Raw genomic sequence first — 16926 nt, 5'->3', positions numbered from 1 at the left:
GCGGGATTGGTGAAGCGGCGCTGTGGCCGTTTCATCAACGCTGATCCTCACTCGCCAATCCCGGCTTCGTGCCGCAGGACAGCGCCGCGGCATTCAAGCGCTGCGGCCGCTGCTCCTGCGAATCCCGCATCCCTTCATTCCCAATCCCGGCTCCACTGCGGCTCAGTGCCTGAAATGGCGCACGCCGGTGAATACCATCGCCATGTCGTTCTCGTCGGCCGCGGCGATGACTTCCTCGTCGCGCAGGGAGCCGCCCGGCTGGATCACCGCGCGTATGCCGGCTTGGGCGGCGGCGTCGATGCCGTCGCGGAACGGGAAGAACGCGTCGGAGGCCATTACGCTGCCGCTCACTTCCAGGCCGGCTTCCTCGGCCTTCATCGCGGCGATGCGGGCGGAGATCACGCGGCTCATCTGGCCGGCGCCCACGCCTATGGTCTGGCCGCCGCGGGCATAGACGATGGCGTTGGACTTGACGTACATGGCCACGTGCCAGGCGAACAGCAGGTCGCGCAGTTCCTCGGCATTGGGCACTCGCCTGGACACGACCTGCAGGTCCGACAGCAGCAGGGTGTCGCGGTCCGCATCCTGCACCAGCAGGCCGCCGGCGATGCGCTTGTAGTCGCTGGTATGCGCGGCCTGCTCCGGCCAGTGACCGGTGGCCAGCACGCGCACATTGGGCTTTTTGGCAAATACCGCCAATGCAGCTTCGTCCACTTCCGGGGCGATGACCAGCTCGACGAACTGGCGGTCCAGGATGGTGCGCGCGGTGACCACGTCCAGCGAGCGGTTCAGCGCGATGATGCCGCCGAAGGCCGAGACCGGGTCGCAGGCATAGGCGCGTTCGTAGGCCAGCATGGGCGTGTCGCCCAGGGCCACGCCGCAGGGGTTGGCATGCTTGACGATGACGCAGGCCGGCGCGCTGCCGAAGGCCTTGACGCATTCCAGCGCCGCGTCGGCGTCGGCGATGTTGTTGAACGAGAGTTCCTTGCCGGCGAGCACGCGCGCCGTAGCGACGATGCCGGCCGGCGGATCGCTTTCGATGTACAGCGCCGCCGACTGGTGCGGGTTCTCGCCGTAGCGCAGGGTCTGCGCGCGGCGGAAGTTCAGGTGCAGGCTGGGCGGGTAGTTGTCCTCGCGCTCGCCGGTGCGCGCGCCCAGCCAGTTCGCGATCAGGCCGTCGTAGCGCGCGGTGTGGGCGAAGGCTTTCGCTGCGAGGCGGCGGCGCAGCTCCATGGTCGTGCCCTGGAAGGCGTGCAGCGACTGCAGCAGGTCGGCGTAGTCGGCGGGATCGGTCACCACGCCGACGTGCTCGTGGTTCTTGGCCGCGGCGCGCAGCATGGCCGGGCCGCCGATGTCGATGTTCTCTATGGCTTCGTCCAGAGTGCAGTCCGGCCGCGCCGTGGCTTTCTCGAACGGATAGAGATTGACCACCAGCAGGTCGATGGGACTGATGCCGTGCTGGGCCATGACGGCGTCGTCGATGCCGCGCCGGCCAAGCAGGCCGCCGTGGATCTTGGGATGCAGGGTCTTGACCCGGCCGTCCATGATCTCGGGGAAGCCGGTGATGTTGCTGACGTCAGTGACCGGCAGACCGGCGTCGCGCAGCGCGCGCGCGGTGCCGCCGGTGGAGAGCAGGCTGACGCCGAGTGCGTCCAGACCACGGGCGAGATCCAGCAGCCCGGTCTTGTCGGACACGCTGATCAGGGCGCGCCGCACCGGCACGAGAGTGGCGTCGAACATGGGAAATCGCCAGACAGAATGGGCCGCGGATTATAGCCCGCGGCCGGCGCGGGCGAGCCGCTGCGGCCTATGATTATTTGGCGTGTCGGCGCCGTCGAAAGCGGCGCTGTCGGGAACAGGTGCCGGCGGGCTGGCGCGGTTCAGAGCAGGCCGTACTGGGACAGCTTCTTGCGCAGGGTGGCGCGGTTGATGCCGAGGGCGAGCGCCGCCTTGCTCTGGTTGCCGCCGTACCACGACATCACTTCGTGCAGCATCGGCGCCTCGACTTCCTGCATGACGAAGTCGAACAGGCCTTCGGCCTGCTTGTTGTCCATGTCGACGAGATAGCGGCGTACCGCGCGCGCCACGCATTCGCGCAGGGCGGGCTGGGCGGCGACGGCATCGGGGGCCTGTTCAGGGCGCAGGACGGTGACGGCATTCACGGTGTTGGGCAACCTGGGTCTGATCTTCCATGACCGCCGGATGCGAGTGCCGACGGGGCGGGGATGTTAGCGCGCCGGCGGCGGCTTGGTAAGTGCCAACTGTCGCAATCGGCAAACATCTCTCAGCAGAAATGCGTCGCGCGCCGCGTGCGCGGCTCAGAGGAACTTGAATTCGAACGCGACCGCGTTCTTGCCCGGATCGCGCACTTCAAACACCAGCGCGCTGCTGGCGCCGGCAGCCAGGCCGCGCTCGATCGCGCGCGTGTCGCCGAGGTAGTCGCGCGGCTGGAAGCGGCGCATGGCGACACGGTTTTCGTCAAGGTCCGACAGGGTGATTTCCACCACGGGAAACGTCTGGTCGAACTCCGCCGCATTGCGCACCGTGGCGGAAACAATCAGTGCGCCGGCCACCGAAGGGTGCGGCCGTATGTCGCGCGAAAGCAGTTCCAGCTGCTGGCTGGCATGGCGCAGCGGCAGCTTGCAGCCGAGGCTGGCGCAGGCGCGGTCCAGCCACGGCCGCGCGAGATCGTTGTTGAGCAGATAGTCGCGTTCGGCATAGCCGAGCTGGCCGGCCAGGCTGAGCCCCAGCAGCAGCACGCCGATCACCCAGGGCCAGCGCCGGCCGCCGCTGCGGCGCGCGTGGCGCGCGAAGGCCGGCAGGTTGGACTGGCGCCGTGCTTCGCGCGCGCGCGGGCGTTCGTCGGGATCGAAGGTGTAGGTGACGGCCTGGGCATTGGGCCGGTAGGCGGGCACGCCCAGACGCGGCGGGTCCGCGTCCTGCGTATGGACGTCCAGACGTTCAAACGGTTCCGGCGGCAGGTGGTCGGCCAGAGTGAGCAGTGCATCGAACAGCGCATCGCAATGGCTGCAGCGCACCATGCCGTGCCCGCGCGCGATCGTCGCCGCATCGGCGTTGTAGACGGTCGCGCATTCGGGGCATTGCGTGTACATGGCGGGGCGGCGTGTGTGGAGCGGGTCAGGCGGAAGGGCGCGGCTAGCGTGGACTGGCGCAACGGGGTTTTCAAGCGCGGCAGCGGCGTATTCCCGCCAGGCAGTCCATCTGCTGCGACGGCGGCCGCGGCTTTGCGGTGGTCACGCCGTGCCTGCGCCAATCACCGGCGGCGCGGTACGGCGGGCTGGTGCCGTGCCGTCGCGGGCGTTGCCTACTATGCCTTGCGCCGCCCGCTGATGCGCACCCAGTCCTCGCGCTGGGCGACCTCCAGTTGCTCGAACCATTCCGCATAGCGTTCCAGCAGCTCGGCCTCCTGTCCCGCCAGGATGCCCGACAGCGCGAACGGCGCGGCGGGCTTGCAGGCGGCGGCAAACAGTGGCGCCAGTTCACCCAGCGGACCGGCCAGGATATTGGCGACCAGCACGTCCTGCGGCGCGTTGTGGTGTGCGGCCGGCAGGCACAGTTCCAGCCCCGCCGCCACGCCGTTGCGCTCGGCATTGTCGCGGCTGGCTTCGATCGCCTGCGGGTCGAGGTCCACGCCGATCACGTGCGCCGCGCCCAGCTTCAGCGCGGCGATGGCCAGCACGCCCGAGCCGCAGCCGTAGTCCAGCACCTGCCTGCCGCGCAGGTCGATGCCGTCCAGCCATTCCAGGCACAGCGCCGTGGTCGGATGCGTGCCGGTGCCGAAGGCCAGGCCCGGGTCCAGGCGCACGATCACGCTGTCGCCGGGGTCCTCGGGCGGCTCGATGTTCCACGGATAGATCCACAGCCGGCGGCCGAACTGCATGGGCTGGAAGGTATCCATCCAGGCGCGCACCCAGTCGGCGTCGGCGATGTCGCGGAATTCGAGCTGGTCCGGCGCGATCTCCGGCACCAGCTCGGTCAGCGCATGCACCAGGCCGGCGCGGTCTACCGCCACATCGAACAGCGCCGCCAGCTTGATCGTCGGCCACACCGGCGTTTCGCCCGGCGCGGGCTCGAAGATCGGATGGTCTTCCGCATCCAGCAGGGTCACCGACAGCGCGCCCAGGTCTTCCAGCGCGAGTTCGATGCGCTCCTGCTCGTTGGAGTGGATGGTGAGTGAGAGTTCTATCCAGGCCATGGTCGGCGGGCTCAGCCCAGGGCGATGCCCTTTTCCTTCTGTTCGGCGATGCGCTTCTCCAGGTAATGGATGTTCTGTCCACCGGCCTGGAAGCCCACGTCGCTCATGATGCGCTGCTGCAGCGGGATATTGGTCTTGACCCCGTCTATGACCATCTCGGCCAGGGCCAGGCGCATGCGCGCGATGGCGGTGGCGCGGTCGCGGCCGTGCACGATCAGCTTGCCGATCATGGAGTCGTAGTTGGGCGGGATGCTGTAGCCGTCGTAGATGTGCGTGTCCAGGCGCACGCCGGGGCCGCCGGCGCCGAGGAAGCGCTTCACCGTGCCCGGCGAGGGCATGAAGGTGTCCGGATCCTCGGCGTTGATGCGGCATTCGATGGCGTGGCCGGTGAACTGCACGTCCTCCTGGCGGATGGACAGCTTCTCGCCGGCAGCGATCAGCAGCTGTTCGCGCACCAGGTCGATGCCGGTGACCAGCTCGGTCACCGGATGTTCGACCTGGATGCGGGTGTTCATCTCGATGAAGTAGAAGCGGCCGTTCTCGTACAGGAACTCGAAGGTGCCGGCGCCGCGGTAGCCGATGCGCAGGCAGGCTTCGACGCAGACCTTGCCGATCTCGGCACGCTGCTCCGGCGTGATGCCGGGCGCCGGCGCCTCTTCCACCACTTTCTGGTGGCGACGCTGCATGGAGCAGTCGCGCTCGCCCAGGTGGATGGCGTTGCCCTGGCCGTCGGCCAGCACCTGGATTTCCACGTGGCGCGGGTTCTCCAGGAACTTCTCCATGTACACCATGGCGTTGCCGAAGGCGGCCTTGGCCTCGGACTTGGTCATGGTGATGGCGTTGTGCAGATGCGCTTCCGTATGCACCACGCGCATGCCGCGGCCGCCGCCGCCGCCGGCCGCCTTGACGATGATCGGATAGCCGATGTCGCGCGCGATGCGGCCGTTCTCCACCGGGTCGTCGCCCAGCGGTCCGCCCGAACCCGGCACGCAGGGCACGCCGGCGGCCTTCATGGCCTTGATCGCCTCGACCTTGTCGCCCATCAGGCGGATCACGTTGGCGGTGGGGCCGATGAAGATGAAGCCGGATTTCTCGCAGCGTTCGGCGAAATCGGCGTTCTCCGACAGAAAGCCGTAGCCCGGATGGATGGCCTGGGCGTCGGTGACTTCCGCCGCGGCGATGATGGCCGGCACGTTGAGATAGCTTTCCGCCGCCGGCGCCGGCCCTATGCAGACCGATTCGTCGGCCATGCCGACGTGCTTGAGGTTGCGGTCGACGGTGGAATGCACCGCCACCGTCTTGATGCCCAGGGTGTGGCAGGCGCGCAGTACGCGCAGGGCGATCTCGCCGCGATTGGCGATGACTACTTTATCCAGCATGGACGCGCCCCTCAGCCGATGACAAAGAGGGGCTGGTCGAATTCGATGGGCTGGCCGCTTTCGGCCAGGATTTTCAGTACGGTGCCGGCGACTTCGCTCTCGACCGGATTGAACATCTTCATCGCCTCGATGATGCCCAGGGTGTCGCCGACCTTGATCGACTGGCCCACGCTGACGAAGGCCGGCTTGTCCGGCGCCGGCGAGGCGTAGAAGGTGCCGACCATGGGCGCGCGCACGATGTGGCCGGGGGGCAGGTCGTTGGCGGGCTTGTTGCCGTTGCTGCCGGTGGCGGCCTCGGTCGGCGACTTCATCGGCATCGGCATGGCCACGTTCTCGGTCGCGATTACGACCGGCGCCGGCGCCTGGGGCAGGGGCATGCCGCGGGGCATGCGGCTCAGGCGCACGACTTCCTCGCCTTCCTTGATTTCCAGCTCGGCCAGATTCGACTCTTCCAGAATGTCGATCAGCTTCTTGATTTTGCGCAGGTCCACAGACGGATCCTCAGGTGCGGTGAACTAGAAAGGAAACATCAGGTCAGGCGTTGCAGCGCGGCCTGCAGCGCCAGCGAGTAGCTGTGCGCGCCGAAGCCGCAGATCACGCCGACCGCGATGTCGGAAAAATACGAGTGCTGGCGGAAGGGCTCGCGCGCATGCACGTTCGACAGATGCAACTCGATGAACGGCAGCGCCACGGCCAGCAGGGCGTCGCGCAGGGCGATGCTGGTATGGGTGAACGCGGCCGGATTGATCAGGATGAAGGCGGTGCCGTCCTCGCGCGCAGCGTGGATGCGGTCGATCAGGGCGTGCTCGGCGTTGGACTGGAAACTGTGCAGTTCATGGCCGGCTGCTTGCGCGATGGCCTCAAGATCGCCGACGATGCTTGCCAGGGTTGCATGTCCGTACTTGTCCGGCTCGCGCGTGCCGAGCAGGTTCAGGTTGGGACCATGCAACAGCAGGATTCTGGCCAAGCCGGCTCTCCGGTGCCGGCATAGGCGCCGGCTGGGGCGCGAAGTCTGCGCTTGCCTGCCGATCTTGTCCATATCGGCGATATTCGCCGATGTTTGACTGCCTCCGCCTGGGCCGGCCGGGCACCTCCCGGCGCGCCGGCCCGATTTCCCGTGGTTTCAGCTCCAGCGCAGCGGCAGTTCGCGCAGGCGCTTGCCCGTGAGCGCGTGCAGCGCATTGGCCAGGGCCGGCGCGGCCAGCGGCAGCGCCGGTTCGCCCAGCCCGGTGAGCTTTACCGCGTCGCTTTCGATGAACTGCACGTCGATGTGCAGCGGCGCCTGGGCCAGCCGCAGCAGGCGGTATTGGTGGAAGTTGCCCTCGACGACCGCGCCGTCCTTCAGCGTGACAGCCTCGCCCAGCGCCGCCGACAGGCCCTGCACGATGCCGCCTTCGATCTGCGCGCGGGCGCCGTCGGGATTGATGACCAGGCCGCAGTCGGCGACGCAGGTCGCGCGGTGAATGCGCAGTTCCCGTTCCTGCAGCGAGACCTGCAGCACCAGCGCGGCATAACTGCGGTGGTCGATGGCGCAGGCCAGGCCCAGGGCCTGGCCCTTGGGCAGGGGCTTGCCCCAGCCGGCCAGTTCGGCCGCGCGCCGCAGGCAGGCGCGCATGCGTGCCGGGTTGAAAGCGTAGTCGCTGTCCTGGCCCGGCGCGGGCACGGGAATGGTGTCGATCAGGGCCAGGCGATAGGCCAGCGCATCCTTGCCGGCGGCCGCGGCCAGTTCGTCGATGAAGCACTCCATGGCGAAGCTGGCATGGGTAGTGTGCACGGCGCGCCACCAGCCGCGCGGCACGCGCGCGGCCAGGGCGGTATAGCCGCTGCTGCGGTTGGGGGCGCGGTAGAAGCCGTTGCCGGCGCCTTCGATCTCCTCGGCGCCGAATGTGCGCTGGCCGGTCCTGTCGTAGGTCGCGCCTATGGGCGTGCCGGCCTGGCGGTGGCGCAGGGCCTGCGGCCAGCCGTCCGCGTCCAGGCAGGCCTCGAAGCGGTGCGCGGCCAAGGGCCGGTAGAAGTCGTGGCGCAGGTCGTCTTCGCGCGTCCACATCACCTGCACCGGTGCGCCGGCCTGGCGCGCGACCAGGGCGGCCTCGACCGCGTAATCGCCGTTGATGCGCCGGCCGAAACCGCCGCCGAGCAGGGTGATATGCAGGGTGATCTGTTCCGGCTTGATATCCAGCGCCTTGGCGATGCCGCGCGCGGCCAGGCCGGGAAACTGGGTCGGCGCCCAGACGGTGAGATGGTCGCCGCTCCACTGCGCGGTCGCGTTCTGCGGTTCCAGCGTGGCATGGGCGAGGAAGGGCAGCTGGTAGTCCGCGCGTATCACCCTGGCCGCCGCGGCCAGCACCGCGTCCGGATCGCCGACCTTGTTCACCGCCTCGGCCGGTTCCGCGTCCAGCGCGGTGAGGGCGGCTTTCGCCAGCGCCGCACTGTCGTCGCTGCCGGCGTCCTGTTCGTTCCATTGCACGGCCAGTTTCGCGCGGCCCTGGGCGGCGGCCCAGGTCGAGGTCGCGACCACGGCCACGCCACCGGCGATGTTGCCCGGGCCGGGCTCCAGCGCGAACACCTGTTTCACGCCGGGCACGGCCAGGGCGGCCTGTGCGTCGAAGCTGGCGACGCGGGCGCCGAAGCGGCGCGGCCGTTCGATCTGCGCGTAGAGCTGGCCCGGGCGGCGCACGTCCAGGCCGTAGCCGGCGCGGCCGTGGACGATGTCGGCGCAGTCCTTGCCGGTCTGGGGCTTGCCGAGCAGGCGCCACTGGGCGCGCGGCTTGAGCGCCGGCGCGGGATTCGGCGTCAGTTTCGCTGCGGCTTCGATCAGGTCCGCATAGCGTGCCGAACGCTGCGAGCGCGCATGCGTGACCACGCTGTCGCGCGCCGCGCACTCGCCGGCCGGCACCTGCCAGCGCGCCGCGGCCGCGGCGATCAGCAGTTCGCGCAGGCTGGCGCCGATGCGCCGCAGCGGTTCGTACAGCCCGGCCACGCTGTTGGAACCGCCGGTGCCCTGGTCGCCGGCGCGGGCGTCCAGGCCCAGCGTGGCGACCTGCACCTGGCGCCAGTCGGCCTCCAGTTCCTCGGCTACCAGCATGGCCAGGCTGGTGCGCACGCCCTGGCCCATTTCCGAGCGCGGCGTGGTGATGGTGATGCGGTTGTCCGGGTCTATGCGCACATACAGGTTCGGATCCGGCGGCGGTGCGGGCGGCGCCGCGGTCTGCGCCTGCGCGGCGGGCAGTGCGATGCCCAGCAGCATGGCGCCGCCGCCGAGCAGGCTCAGACGCAGGAAATCGCGGCGGGAGCCGTCCATGTCAGCCTCCCGCCGCGGTTTCGCGCGCGAGCTGCGCGGCGCGGTGGATGGCGGCGCGGATGCGCACATAGGTGCCGCAGCGGCACAGGTTGCCGGCCATGGCCGCGTCGATGTCGGCATCGGCCGGCGCCGGATTGCGCGCCAGCAGCGCCGCGGCGCTCATCAGCTGGCCGGCCTGGCAGTAGCCGCATTGCGGAACATTCAGCTCCTGCCAGGCGCGCTGCACGGCGTGTTCGGCGCTGCCGGCGCCCAGTCCTTCGATCGTCGTCACGCGCTTGCCCGCGACACTGCCCAGCGGCGTGATACAGGCGCGGGTGGGATTGCCGTCCACATGCACGGTGCAGGCGCCGCACTGGGCCAGGCCGCAGCCGAACTTGGTGCCGGTCAGGTTGGCGACATCGCGCAGCGCCCACAGCAGCGGCATTTCAGCCGGCGCATCGAGCTTGGCGGGATTTCCGTTGAGGATGAATTCGGTCATGGCGGGCTCCGCGGGATCGCGCCAGTCTAGGCAGGCGCAGCCGGACGCGGGTTTCCATACGGCGCGCGGCGGCAACGCCGTGGCGCAGCCTCGCCGCCGCCGCGGCGAGGCCTTGTTTCCCGCTGCGCGGCGGCGTTGCCGGAGCTGCGCGCCGCGCTGCCGGGCTCAGAGCGTGCTGCCGCGGTGCGGCGCGGTCCAGGTTTCCAGCGAAGCCTCGGTGACCTCGCCCAGGCGGGTATCGAGGATGCGCCCGTCGCGGCCCAGCAGGACGCTGAAGGGCAGGGCGCCGTAGGTGTTGCCGAACGGCAGCGACGGATTCAGGCCGGCGCCGCTGGCGAGCAGGATGGGATAGCCCACCGGCGTCTCGCGCAGGAAGGCTTCGACCTCGGCGCTGCCGTCCACGGCGATGCCGACGACCTGCACGCCGGCCCCCGCATGCTTGCGCTGGAAGCGGTCCAGTTCCGGCATTTCCTTGCGGCAGGGCGCGCACCAGGTGGCCCAGAAATTGATCACGACCAGCCTATCCTTCCACTGCGCCAGCGAGGTGCTGCGGCCTTCGCGGTCGGCCAGGGCCAGCGCGGGCGCGGGATCGCCCTTGGCAGCGACGGCGACGCCGGGCGGGCCGGCCGGCGTGGCGGCGTCGATCCAGGCTTCGGCCAGCCAGCGGCCGGCCGCGGTGGTGCTCAGGGCGTCGGTGATCGCGCGCGGCGCGCCCTGGCCGGTGAGGATGCTGCCGGCGACCAGGCCGGCCACGCCCGCGCCCAGGGCCAGCACGCCGATCAGTGCAGTCTGACGCCAGCTCATCGGCCGGCCGCCTTGGCCACGCGGGCGACGAACTTCTCGGCCGATTCAAACCCGGTCAGGCGCTGGGCGCGCCGTTCCTTGCCGTCGGCGCCGAAGAAGATCGTCACCGGCGGGCCGACCAGGCCGAAATGCTTGAGCAGGGCCTGGTCTTCCGCGTCGTTGGCGGTGACGTCGGCCTTGAGCAGGGTGTAGGGCTGCAGCGCCGCGTGCACGTCCGACTTGGTAAAGGTGAACTTCTCCATTTCCTTGCACGACACGCACCAGTCGGCATAGAAGTCCAGCATCACCGGCTTGCCTTGCTTGAGCTGGGCTTCGACGTCGGCAATGGTCTTGATGGTGCGGAAGGGCAGGTGCTGCGGCGCGGCCGCTGAGCCACCGCCGCCGCCCAGGCCGCGCAGCGGCTGCAGTGGATCGGCCGAGCCGGCGAAGGCGCCGACCAGCTGGGCCGCGCCGGCGATCAGCAACACCACGCCCAGCGATTTCCACAGGCGGCGCCAGCCCGAAGCTTCTTCCGGCAGGCGCTCCAGCGCGCCCAGGTAGACGCCGCAGGCGACGGCGAGCACGCCGATCATCAGCATGATCCAGCCCGCATCGAGGAAGCGCGACACCATGTAGATTGCCAGGGCGAGGAAGCTCACGCCGAACACGGCCTTGACCGAGTCCATCCAGGCGCCGGCGCGCGGCAGCCATTTGCCGGCGGCGGTGCCGGCGACCACCAGCGGCGCGCCCATGCCCAGCGACAGCGTGAACAGGGCCAGGCCGCCGAATACCGGATCGCGGGTCTGGCTGATGTAGAGCACGGCCGCGGCCAGCGGCGGCGCCACGCAGGGGCCTACGATCAGCGCCGACAGCACGCCCATGACGGCCACGCCGGTCAGCGAGCCGCCCTGCTGGCGGTTGCTCACGCTGGCGATGCGGCTTTGCAGTGACGAGGGCAGCTGCAGTTCGTAGAAGCCGAACATGGACAGCGACAGCAGCACGAACAGGATGGCGAAGCTGGTCAGGATCCAGGGTTGCTGGAACAGCGCCTGCAGGTTTGCCCCGACCAGGCCGGCGGCGACGCCGGCGATGGTGAACACCAGGGTGGACGCGAGCACATAGACCGTCGACAACACAAACGCCCGCCGCGTCGAAACATTCTCGCCGGCCCCGGCGATGATGCCCGACAGGATCGGCAGCATGGGAAATACGCAGGGCGTGAACGCCAGCAGCAGGCCGAAGCCGAAGAACGAGATCAGGGCGAGCAGGCGGTCGCTGGACAGCTGGGCGGCCAGGCGCTGTTCCTCGGACTGGTCTTCCGCATTGCCGCTCGCGGCGGCGGCCGGTGCCGCACTGGTGGCGAGCTTGGCCCGCGCCATGTCCAGCTGCGCCGCCGACGCCTGCGGCAGCTCCACCTCGACCGTGCGCGTCATGATGGGATAGCAGACGCCGTCGTTCTCGCAGCCCTGGAATTCGGCCTGCAGCTTGAGTTTGGCCGGCTTGCCGTCGTCACGGCCCAGGTCTATCGGCAGCTCGACCTGGTCGAAATAGACGGTGACGTCGCCGTAGTGCTCGTCCTTGTGCGGCGTGCCTACGGGCCAGCGCGGCGTGCCCAGGCGCACGCCGCTGTCGGCGGGCACGCTCAGCCGGGTCTTGTCGCGGTACAGGTAATAGCCCTTGGGCATGGTCCAGCGCGCCAGCAGCTCGGTGGGACCGGTGGCGATGGTCTCGAACACGAAGGCCTGTTCCGGCGGCAGCGGCAGCTTTTCCTCGCCGGGGACGGCGGTACCGGTGTCCATGGGCGCGTCCGCGGCCGGCTTGCCCAGCTGGTTCAGGGCCGAACTCAGCGCACCGGGCGGTGTGGCCGCGGCCGGGCCGCGCAGCAGGCCGGCGCCGGCCGGTTCCGCCGCGGCGGCGCCCGGTTCGGGCGGCGGCAGCGGCAGGCTGAGCTTGGCGGTATACGGCGGGTAGCAGATCTTGGGCTCGCGCTCGTGGCAGCCCTGGATGGTGACGGCGAACTCGGCCGTGGTGAGGTCGGGGCCAGGTTTCAGCGCCTGCGTCGCCGTGACCTTGCCGTGGTAGACCTCGACCTGGCCCAGGAACTCGTCGTTCTTGGGCTCGCCCGGCGGCAGCTCCAGCGGGGCCAGGTTGAGATCCGCCTGGCTGCTGCGCGTGCTCATGCGCGTGCGGTACAGGTAATAGCCGTCGGCGATCTTCCATTCCAGCTTGATCGCGTCGCGCCCGACTACCTGCGAGGTCAGCGCAAACGCCTCTTCCACCCGCAGCAGCTCGTCGTCCTGGGCCTGGGCCTGGGTGAATCCCAGCAGGCCGGCGGCAAGCAGGGCATAGCGGGCGAAACGACTCATTGCGGCTCCAGCGGTTCGGGGGCAGACACAGACCGGCGCGGCTGCGCAGTCCTTGCAGTTCGATGTGCGTAGCGGCGGCTCAGTGCCTGGCGGCGGTGCTTTCGGCCAGCCAGTCCAGGTAGGGCGCATGGCCCAGGGCGACATCGACCGCGATCACCTCCGGGAGTTCATACGGATGCAGCTCGACGATGCGCCGGCGCAGCGCCTCGAAGCGGGCGCGCGTGGTCTTGATCAGCAACAGCAGCTCCGCATCGACCTGGGTCTGGCCCTGCCAGCGGTAGGTCGAGACCACGCCCGGCAGGCGGTTGACGCAGGCGGCCAGGCCTTCCTCGACCAGGGCGCGGGCCAGGCGGTCGGCCAGATCCTGGTCCGGCACGGTGCAATAGACGATCAGGGCGGACATGGCGGCAGCCGCGGCTTCAGGGGCGCGCACCATAACCCGTGCCGCCCGCGCCGCCCACCCCGGTGCCCTTGAAAGCTATTTCCGGCGCCCTATGTGTCGGCCACGCAACGGGGGATTGGCCTTCTGTCACCGTGCCGGGCTAAAATTGGCACTCACCGACGGAGAGTGCTAGCAACCGTTGGAAAATCTCTTTCAATCAATTCCTTGCCACTACCTGAGGGAACAACCCATGAAGCTTCGTCCTCTGCACGACCGCGTCATCATCAAGCGCCTGGAAGCCGAGACCAAGTCCGCCGGCGGCATCGTCATCCCCGACAGCGCCACCGAAAAGCCGGTCCGCGGTGAAGTCATCGCCGCCGGCGCCGGCAAGATCCTGGAAGACGGCAAGGTCCGCCCGATCGCGGTCAAGGCCGGCGACAAGGTCCTGTTCGGCAAGTACAGCGGCACCGAAGTGAAGATCGACGGCGAAGAGCTGCTGGTCATGCGCGAAGAAGATCTGCTGGCCGTCATCGAAGCCTGAGACCGGCCCGGGCCGGGCGCGAAGGCCGCAAGCCCCGCCGCAGCCCGCCCCGCCTTTCTCTAGTTACTCACGTTCAACCCCCATTTTCCGGAGTCATATCCCATGGCAGCCAAAGAAATCCGCTTCAGTGAAGACGCCCGCGCCCGCATGGTCCGCGGCGTGAATGTCCTGGCCAACGCCGTCAAGGCCACGCTGGGTCCGAAGGGCCGCAACGTCGTGCTCGAAAAGAGCTTCGGCGCCCCGACCATCACCAAGGACGGCGTCTCCGTCGCCAAGGAAATCGAACTGGCCGACAAGTTCGAGAACATGGGCGCGCAGATGGTGAAGGAAGTCGCTTCCAAGACCTCCGACGTTGCCGGCGACGGCACCACCACCGCCACCGTGCTGGCCCAGGCCCTGATCCGCGAAGGCATGAAGGCCGTCGCCGCCGGCATGAACCCGATGGACCTCAAGCGCGGCATCGACAAGGCCGTCTCGGCCGCCGTCACCCAGCTGAAGTCCCTGTCCAAGCCCACCGCCGACGACAAGGCCATCGCCCAGGTCGGCACCATCTCGGCCAACTCCGATTCCAACATCGGCGACATCATCGCCGAGGCGATGAAGAAGGTCGGCAAGGAAGGCGTCATCACCGTTGAAGAAGGCTCGGGCCTGGACAACGAACTCGACGTGGTCGAGGGCATGCAGTTCGACCGCGGCTACCTGTCGCCGTACTTCATCAACAACCAGCAGTCCATGCAGGCCGAGCTGGACGATCCGTACATCCTGCTGCACGACAAGAAGATCTCCAACGTGCGCGAGCTGCTGCCCGTGCTCGAAGGCGTGGCCAAGGCCGGCAAGCCGCTGCTGATCGTGGCGGAAGAAGTCGAAGGCGAAGCGCTGGCCACCCTGGTGGTCAACACCATCCGCGGCATCGTCAAGGTCTGCGCCGTCAAGGCCCCGGGCTTCGGCGACCGTCGCAAGGCGATGCTGGAAGACATGGCCGTGCTGACCGGCGGCACCGTGATCTCCGAGGAAGTCGGCCTGCAGCTGGAAAAGGCCACGATCAAGGATCTGGGCCGCGCCAAGAAGATCGTCGTGTCGAAGGAAAATTCGACCATCATCGACGGCGCCGGCGATGCCGAAGCGATCCAGGCCCGCATCAAGCAGATCAAGGCCCAGATCGAAGAGACCAGCTCCGACTACGACCGTGAAAAGCTGCAGGAACGCGTGGCCAAGCTGGCCGGCGGCGTGGCGGTGATCAAGGTCGGCGCCGCGACCGAAGTCGAAATGAAGGAAAAGAAGGCCCGCGTCGAAGACGCCCTGCACGCGACCCGCGCGGCAGTGGAAGAAGGCGTCGTCCCGGGCGGCGGCGTCGCGCTGATCCGCGCGCTGCAGGCCATCGGCGCCATCAAGGGCGACAACGAAGACCAGAACCACGGTATCAACATCGCCAAGCGCGCGATGGAAGCGCCGCTGCGTGAAATCGTGTCCAACTGCGGCGAAGAGCCCTCCGTCGTCCTGAACAAGGTCAAGGAAGGTTCGGGCAACTTCGGCTACAACGCCGCCAGCGGCGAATACGGCGACATGATCGCGTTCGGCATCCTGGATCCGACCAAGGTCACCCGTTCGGCCCTGCAGAACGCGGCTTCCATCGCCGGCCTGATGATCACGACCGAAGCCATGGTCGCCGAAGCGCCGAAGAAGGAAGCGCCGGCTGCCGGCGGCCACGACCACGGTGGCGGCATGGGCGGCATGGGCGGCATGGACTTCTGATAGTCCGCGTCAGCGCTGCACCACGATCCACCGTGCTTCCGGCCGGTGGATCACCTCAAAAAGCCCCGCAGCGATGCGGGGCTTTTTTGTGGGTGCCACGCCGGCAAGCCGCCCGATCGCAGCTTGGCAAAACTCATCATCCGCGATGAGTAGCTTCAATTCATGAGGTAAGTTGAATTCGGAAAATTCCTCGCGCCCGTTGAATTTGCCGATGCCCTTTCCCTGCCGCCAGGCAGGACAGATCGGATTGGACAAGCGGCCATGCCGCCGTGTACGACGGCATGCGGGCCTTGTGCAAACGCTTCCTGGCAGACCGAACACCGCTGAGCGGCACCGCCGCTGCTTTCAGGCGATGGAGCCCGGGGCAAATTCAGGACCGATACGCTGCGGCCTTCCCGCCAGCGCCAGCACACTGTTGCGCGGCTCGCTGTGCGCAATCACCTTGCCGCCGCGCAGCACGAACAGCCGCGCCGCCTTCAGCCGTATCGCCTCGAACGGATCGGCCGCCTGCAGCACGACCAGGTCGGCGCGGCAGCCCACGTCCAGGCCATAGCCATCCAGATGCAGGATGCGCGCGGCGTTGACGGTGACGGCGTCAAAGGCCTGGCGGATCGCGTCCTGCGAGGTCATCTGCGCCACATGCACGCCCATGTGGGCGACTTCGAGCAGGTCGGCGCTGCCGAAGGAATACCAGGGATCCATCACGCAATCCTGGCCGAAGGCGACGTTGACGCCGGCGGCGAGCAGTTCCGGCACGCGGGTCATGCCGCGGCGCTTGGGGTAGCTGTCGTGGCGGCCCTGCAAGGTAATGTTGATGAGCGGGTTGGCCACGGCGGCGACGCCGCTCTCGGCCATCAGCGGTATCAGTTTGGAAACGTAGTAATTGTCCATCGAATGCATGGACGTGAGGTGCGAGCCGGTGACGCGGCCGTGCAGACCGAGGCGGTGGGCCTGCGCGGCCAGGCTCTCCACATGGCGCGAATGCGGATCGTCGGATTCGTCGCAGTGCATGTCCACCAGCAGGCCGCGTTCGGCCGCCAGCTCGCACAGGATGCGCACCGACTCGGCGCCGTCGGCCATGGTGCGTTCGAAATGCGGAATGCCGCCGACCACGTCCACGCCGCGGTCCAGCGCGCGGACCAGATTGCGCTGCGCCGTCGCGCTGCGCAGCAGGCCGTCCTGCGGGAAGGCGACCAGCTGCAGGTCGAGATACGGTGCGACGTCGCGCTTCACTTCCAGCAGGGCATCCACCGCGAGCAGGCGGTCGTCGCAGACATCGACATGGCTGCGGATCGCGAGCAGGCCCTGGGCAACGGCCAGATCGCAATACGCCAGGGCGCGTTCGCGGATCGCCGCCTGGGTCAGCTCGGGCTTGAGTTCGCCCCAGAGCGCGATGCCTTCGAGCAGGGTGCCGGAACGGTTGAGGCGGGGCTGGCCCAGGGTCAGGGCGGAATCCAGGTGGAAGTGCGCATCGACGAAGGGCGGCGACACCAGCCGGCCGCGCACGTCGATTTCCTGCGCCGCACCGGCCGGCAGCGCCGGCGCCACGGCCTGGATGCGGCCGGCGGCAATGCCGATGTCGTGGTCGCGGCGCCCGTCGGGCAGGTTGGCGTGGCGCAGGATGAGGTCCATGGCGTGCTGGCGGTTGGCGGTAGAGGCGGAAAAACTAGCACGCCGGCGCCGCGCTGCGCCGCCGCTTGCATCCGCGCGCCGGTAGTGCAAGGCTCC

At 68.7% G+C, this 16926-nt stretch carries 16 protein-coding genes; 2 read left to right on the top strand and 14 right to left on the bottom strand.

Features of this window, described 5'->3' with window-relative positions; genetic code table 11:
- Positions 1–162: 162 nt before the first annotated feature.
- The 12 genes from purH to cutA all read right to left on the bottom strand — a co-directional run bounded on the left by purH (position 163) and on the right by cutA (position 12926).
- Positions 163–1740, bottom strand: a complete 1578-nt coding sequence (gene purH / locus NM961_RS05865; RefSeq protein ID WP_255912790.1) for a bifunctional phosphoribosylaminoimidazolecarboxamide formyltransferase/IMP cyclohydrolase — start codon at positions 1738–1740, stop codon at positions 163–165.
- A 140-nt stretch (positions 1741–1880) separates the two neighbouring features.
- A complete protein-coding gene (locus NM961_RS05860; protein ID WP_255912778.1) occupies positions 1881–2162 on the bottom strand; it encodes a helix-turn-helix domain-containing protein in 282 nt (93 codons plus the stop codon).
- A 156-nt stretch (positions 2163–2318) separates the two neighbouring features.
- A complete protein-coding gene (locus NM961_RS05855; RefSeq protein WP_255912776.1) occupies positions 2319–3113 on the bottom strand; it encodes a DUF3426 domain-containing protein in 795 nt (264 codons plus the stop codon).
- A gap of 215 nt (positions 3114–3328) precedes the next feature.
- Positions 3329–4216 (bottom strand): 50S ribosomal protein L11 methyltransferase, encoded by an 888-nt coding sequence (gene prmA / locus NM961_RS05850; protein ID WP_255912774.1) that lies wholly within the window; start codon positions 4214–4216, stop codon positions 3329–3331.
- A gap of 11 nt (positions 4217–4227) precedes the next feature.
- Positions 4228–5595: an acetyl-CoA carboxylase biotin carboxylase subunit gene (accC, locus tag NM961_RS05845; protein WP_255912772.1), complete on the bottom strand. Its 1368-nt coding sequence runs from the start codon at positions 5593–5595 to the stop codon at positions 4228–4230.
- An 11-nt stretch (positions 5596–5606) separates the two neighbouring features.
- Complete coding sequence (gene accB / locus NM961_RS05840; protein ID WP_255912753.1) at positions 5607–6086, bottom strand: acetyl-CoA carboxylase biotin carboxyl carrier protein; 480 nt, start codon at positions 6084–6086, stop codon at positions 5607–5609.
- A 38-nt stretch (positions 6087–6124) separates the two neighbouring features.
- On the bottom strand, positions 6125–6562 hold the full coding sequence (gene aroQ / locus NM961_RS05835; RefSeq protein WP_255912751.1) for a type II 3-dehydroquinate dehydratase: 438 nt from the start codon (positions 6560–6562) through the stop codon (positions 6125–6127).
- A 156-nt stretch (positions 6563–6718) separates the two neighbouring features.
- Positions 6719–8896, bottom strand: coding sequence for a xanthine dehydrogenase family protein molybdopterin-binding subunit (locus NM961_RS05830; RefSeq protein WP_255912749.1), 2178 nt, complete (start codon positions 8894–8896; stop codon positions 6719–6721).
- 1 nt (position 8897) lies between these two features.
- Positions 8898–9374: a (2Fe-2S)-binding protein gene (locus NM961_RS05825; protein ID WP_255912739.1), complete on the bottom strand. Its 477-nt coding sequence runs from the start codon at positions 9372–9374 to the stop codon at positions 8898–8900.
- 165 nt (positions 9375–9539) lie between these two features.
- The gene (locus NM961_RS05820) at positions 9540–10178 is read right to left on the bottom strand and encodes a TlpA family protein disulfide reductase (RefSeq protein WP_255912736.1); all 639 of its coding nucleotides are present in this window, start codon (positions 10176–10178) and stop codon (positions 9540–9542) included.
- The gene (locus tag NM961_RS05815; RefSeq protein WP_255912734.1) at positions 10175–12523 is read right to left on the bottom strand and encodes a protein-disulfide reductase DsbD; all 2349 of its coding nucleotides are present in this window, start codon (positions 12521–12523) and stop codon (positions 10175–10177) included. The genes NM961_RS05820 and NM961_RS05815 overlap by 4 nt, the downstream gene beginning before the upstream one ends.
- Before the next feature lie 79 nt (positions 12524–12602).
- Positions 12603–12926 (bottom strand): divalent-cation tolerance protein CutA, encoded by a 324-nt coding sequence (gene cutA / locus NM961_RS05810; RefSeq protein WP_255912732.1) that lies wholly within the window; start codon positions 12924–12926, stop codon positions 12603–12605.
- A gap of 229 nt (positions 12927–13155) precedes the next feature.
- On the opposite strand from cutA, the gene groES reads away from it, so the two are divergent.
- Both groES and groL read left to right on the top strand, forming a co-directional pair.
- Positions 13156–13446, top strand: coding sequence for a co-chaperone GroES (gene groES / locus NM961_RS05805; protein WP_255912730.1), 291 nt, complete (start codon positions 13156–13158; stop codon positions 13444–13446).
- A 102-nt stretch (positions 13447–13548) separates the two neighbouring features.
- Entirely contained in the window at positions 13549–15198 is a 1650-nt protein-coding gene (gene groL, locus NM961_RS05800) for a chaperonin GroEL (protein ID WP_255912728.1), read from the top strand.
- A gap of 9 nt (positions 15199–15207) precedes the next feature.
- Here the strand turns inward: groL and NM961_RS05795 are convergent, their stop codons facing one another.
- Together NM961_RS05795 and NM961_RS05790 are read right to left on the bottom strand one after the other, a co-directional pair.
- A complete protein-coding gene (locus NM961_RS05795; protein ID WP_255912697.1) occupies positions 15208–15453 on the bottom strand; it encodes a hypothetical protein in 246 nt (81 codons plus the stop codon).
- A gap of 90 nt (positions 15454–15543) precedes the next feature.
- Complete coding sequence (locus NM961_RS05790; RefSeq protein WP_255912695.1) at positions 15544–16830, bottom strand: amidohydrolase family protein; 1287 nt, start codon at positions 16828–16830, stop codon at positions 15544–15546.
- Between the last annotated feature and the right edge of the window lie 96 nt (positions 16831–16926).

The sequence above is a fragment of the Tahibacter harae genome (assembly GCF_024437735.1).
Taxonomy (GTDB): Bacteria; Pseudomonadota; Gammaproteobacteria; order Xanthomonadales; family Rhodanobacteraceae; genus Tahibacter; species Tahibacter harae.
This window is presented reverse-complemented; position numbering and strand designations above follow the sequence as displayed.

Excerpts from the sequence above, each read along its gene's own strand:
- NM961_RS05855 (WP_255912776.1), bottom strand. The coding sequence starts at position 3,113 with ATGTACACGCAATGCCCCGAATGCGCGACCGTCTACAACGCCGATGCG.
- groES (WP_255912730.1), top strand. The coding sequence starts at position 13,156 with ATGAAGCTTCGTCCTCTGCACGACCGCGTCATCATCAAGCGCCTGGAA.
- NM961_RS05815 (WP_255912734.1), bottom strand. The coding sequence starts at position 12,523 with ATGAGTCGTTTCGCCCGCTATGCCCTGCTTGCCGCCGGCCTGCTGGGA.
- cutA (WP_255912732.1), bottom strand. The coding sequence starts at position 12,926 with ATGTCCGCCCTGATCGTCTATTGCACCGTGCCGGACCAGGATCTGGCC.
- NM961_RS05830 (WP_255912749.1), bottom strand. The coding sequence starts at position 8,896 with ATGGACGGCTCCCGCCGCGATTTCCTGCGTCTGAGCCTGCTCGGCGGC.
- groL (WP_255912728.1), top strand. The coding sequence starts at position 13,549 with ATGGCAGCCAAAGAAATCCGCTTCAGTGAAGACGCCCGCGCCCGCATG.
- NM961_RS05825 (WP_255912739.1), bottom strand. The coding sequence starts at position 9,374 with ATGACCGAATTCATCCTCAACGGAAATCCCGCCAAGCTCGATGCGCCG.
- NM961_RS05790 (WP_255912695.1), bottom strand. The coding sequence starts at position 16,830 with ATGGACCTCATCCTGCGCCACGCCAACCTGCCCGACGGGCGCCGCGAC.
- NM961_RS05820 (WP_255912736.1), bottom strand. The coding sequence starts at position 10,178 with ATGAGCTGGCGTCAGACTGCACTGATCGGCGTGCTGGCCCTGGGCGCG.
- purH (WP_255912790.1), bottom strand. The coding sequence starts at position 1,740 with ATGTTCGACGCCACTCTCGTGCCGGTGCGGCGCGCCCTGATCAGCGTG.
- accC (WP_255912772.1), bottom strand. The coding sequence starts at position 5,595 with ATGCTGGATAAAGTAGTCATCGCCAATCGCGGCGAGATCGCCCTGCGC.
- prmA (WP_255912774.1), bottom strand. The coding sequence starts at position 4,216 with ATGGCCTGGATAGAACTCTCACTCACCATCCACTCCAACGAGCAGGAG.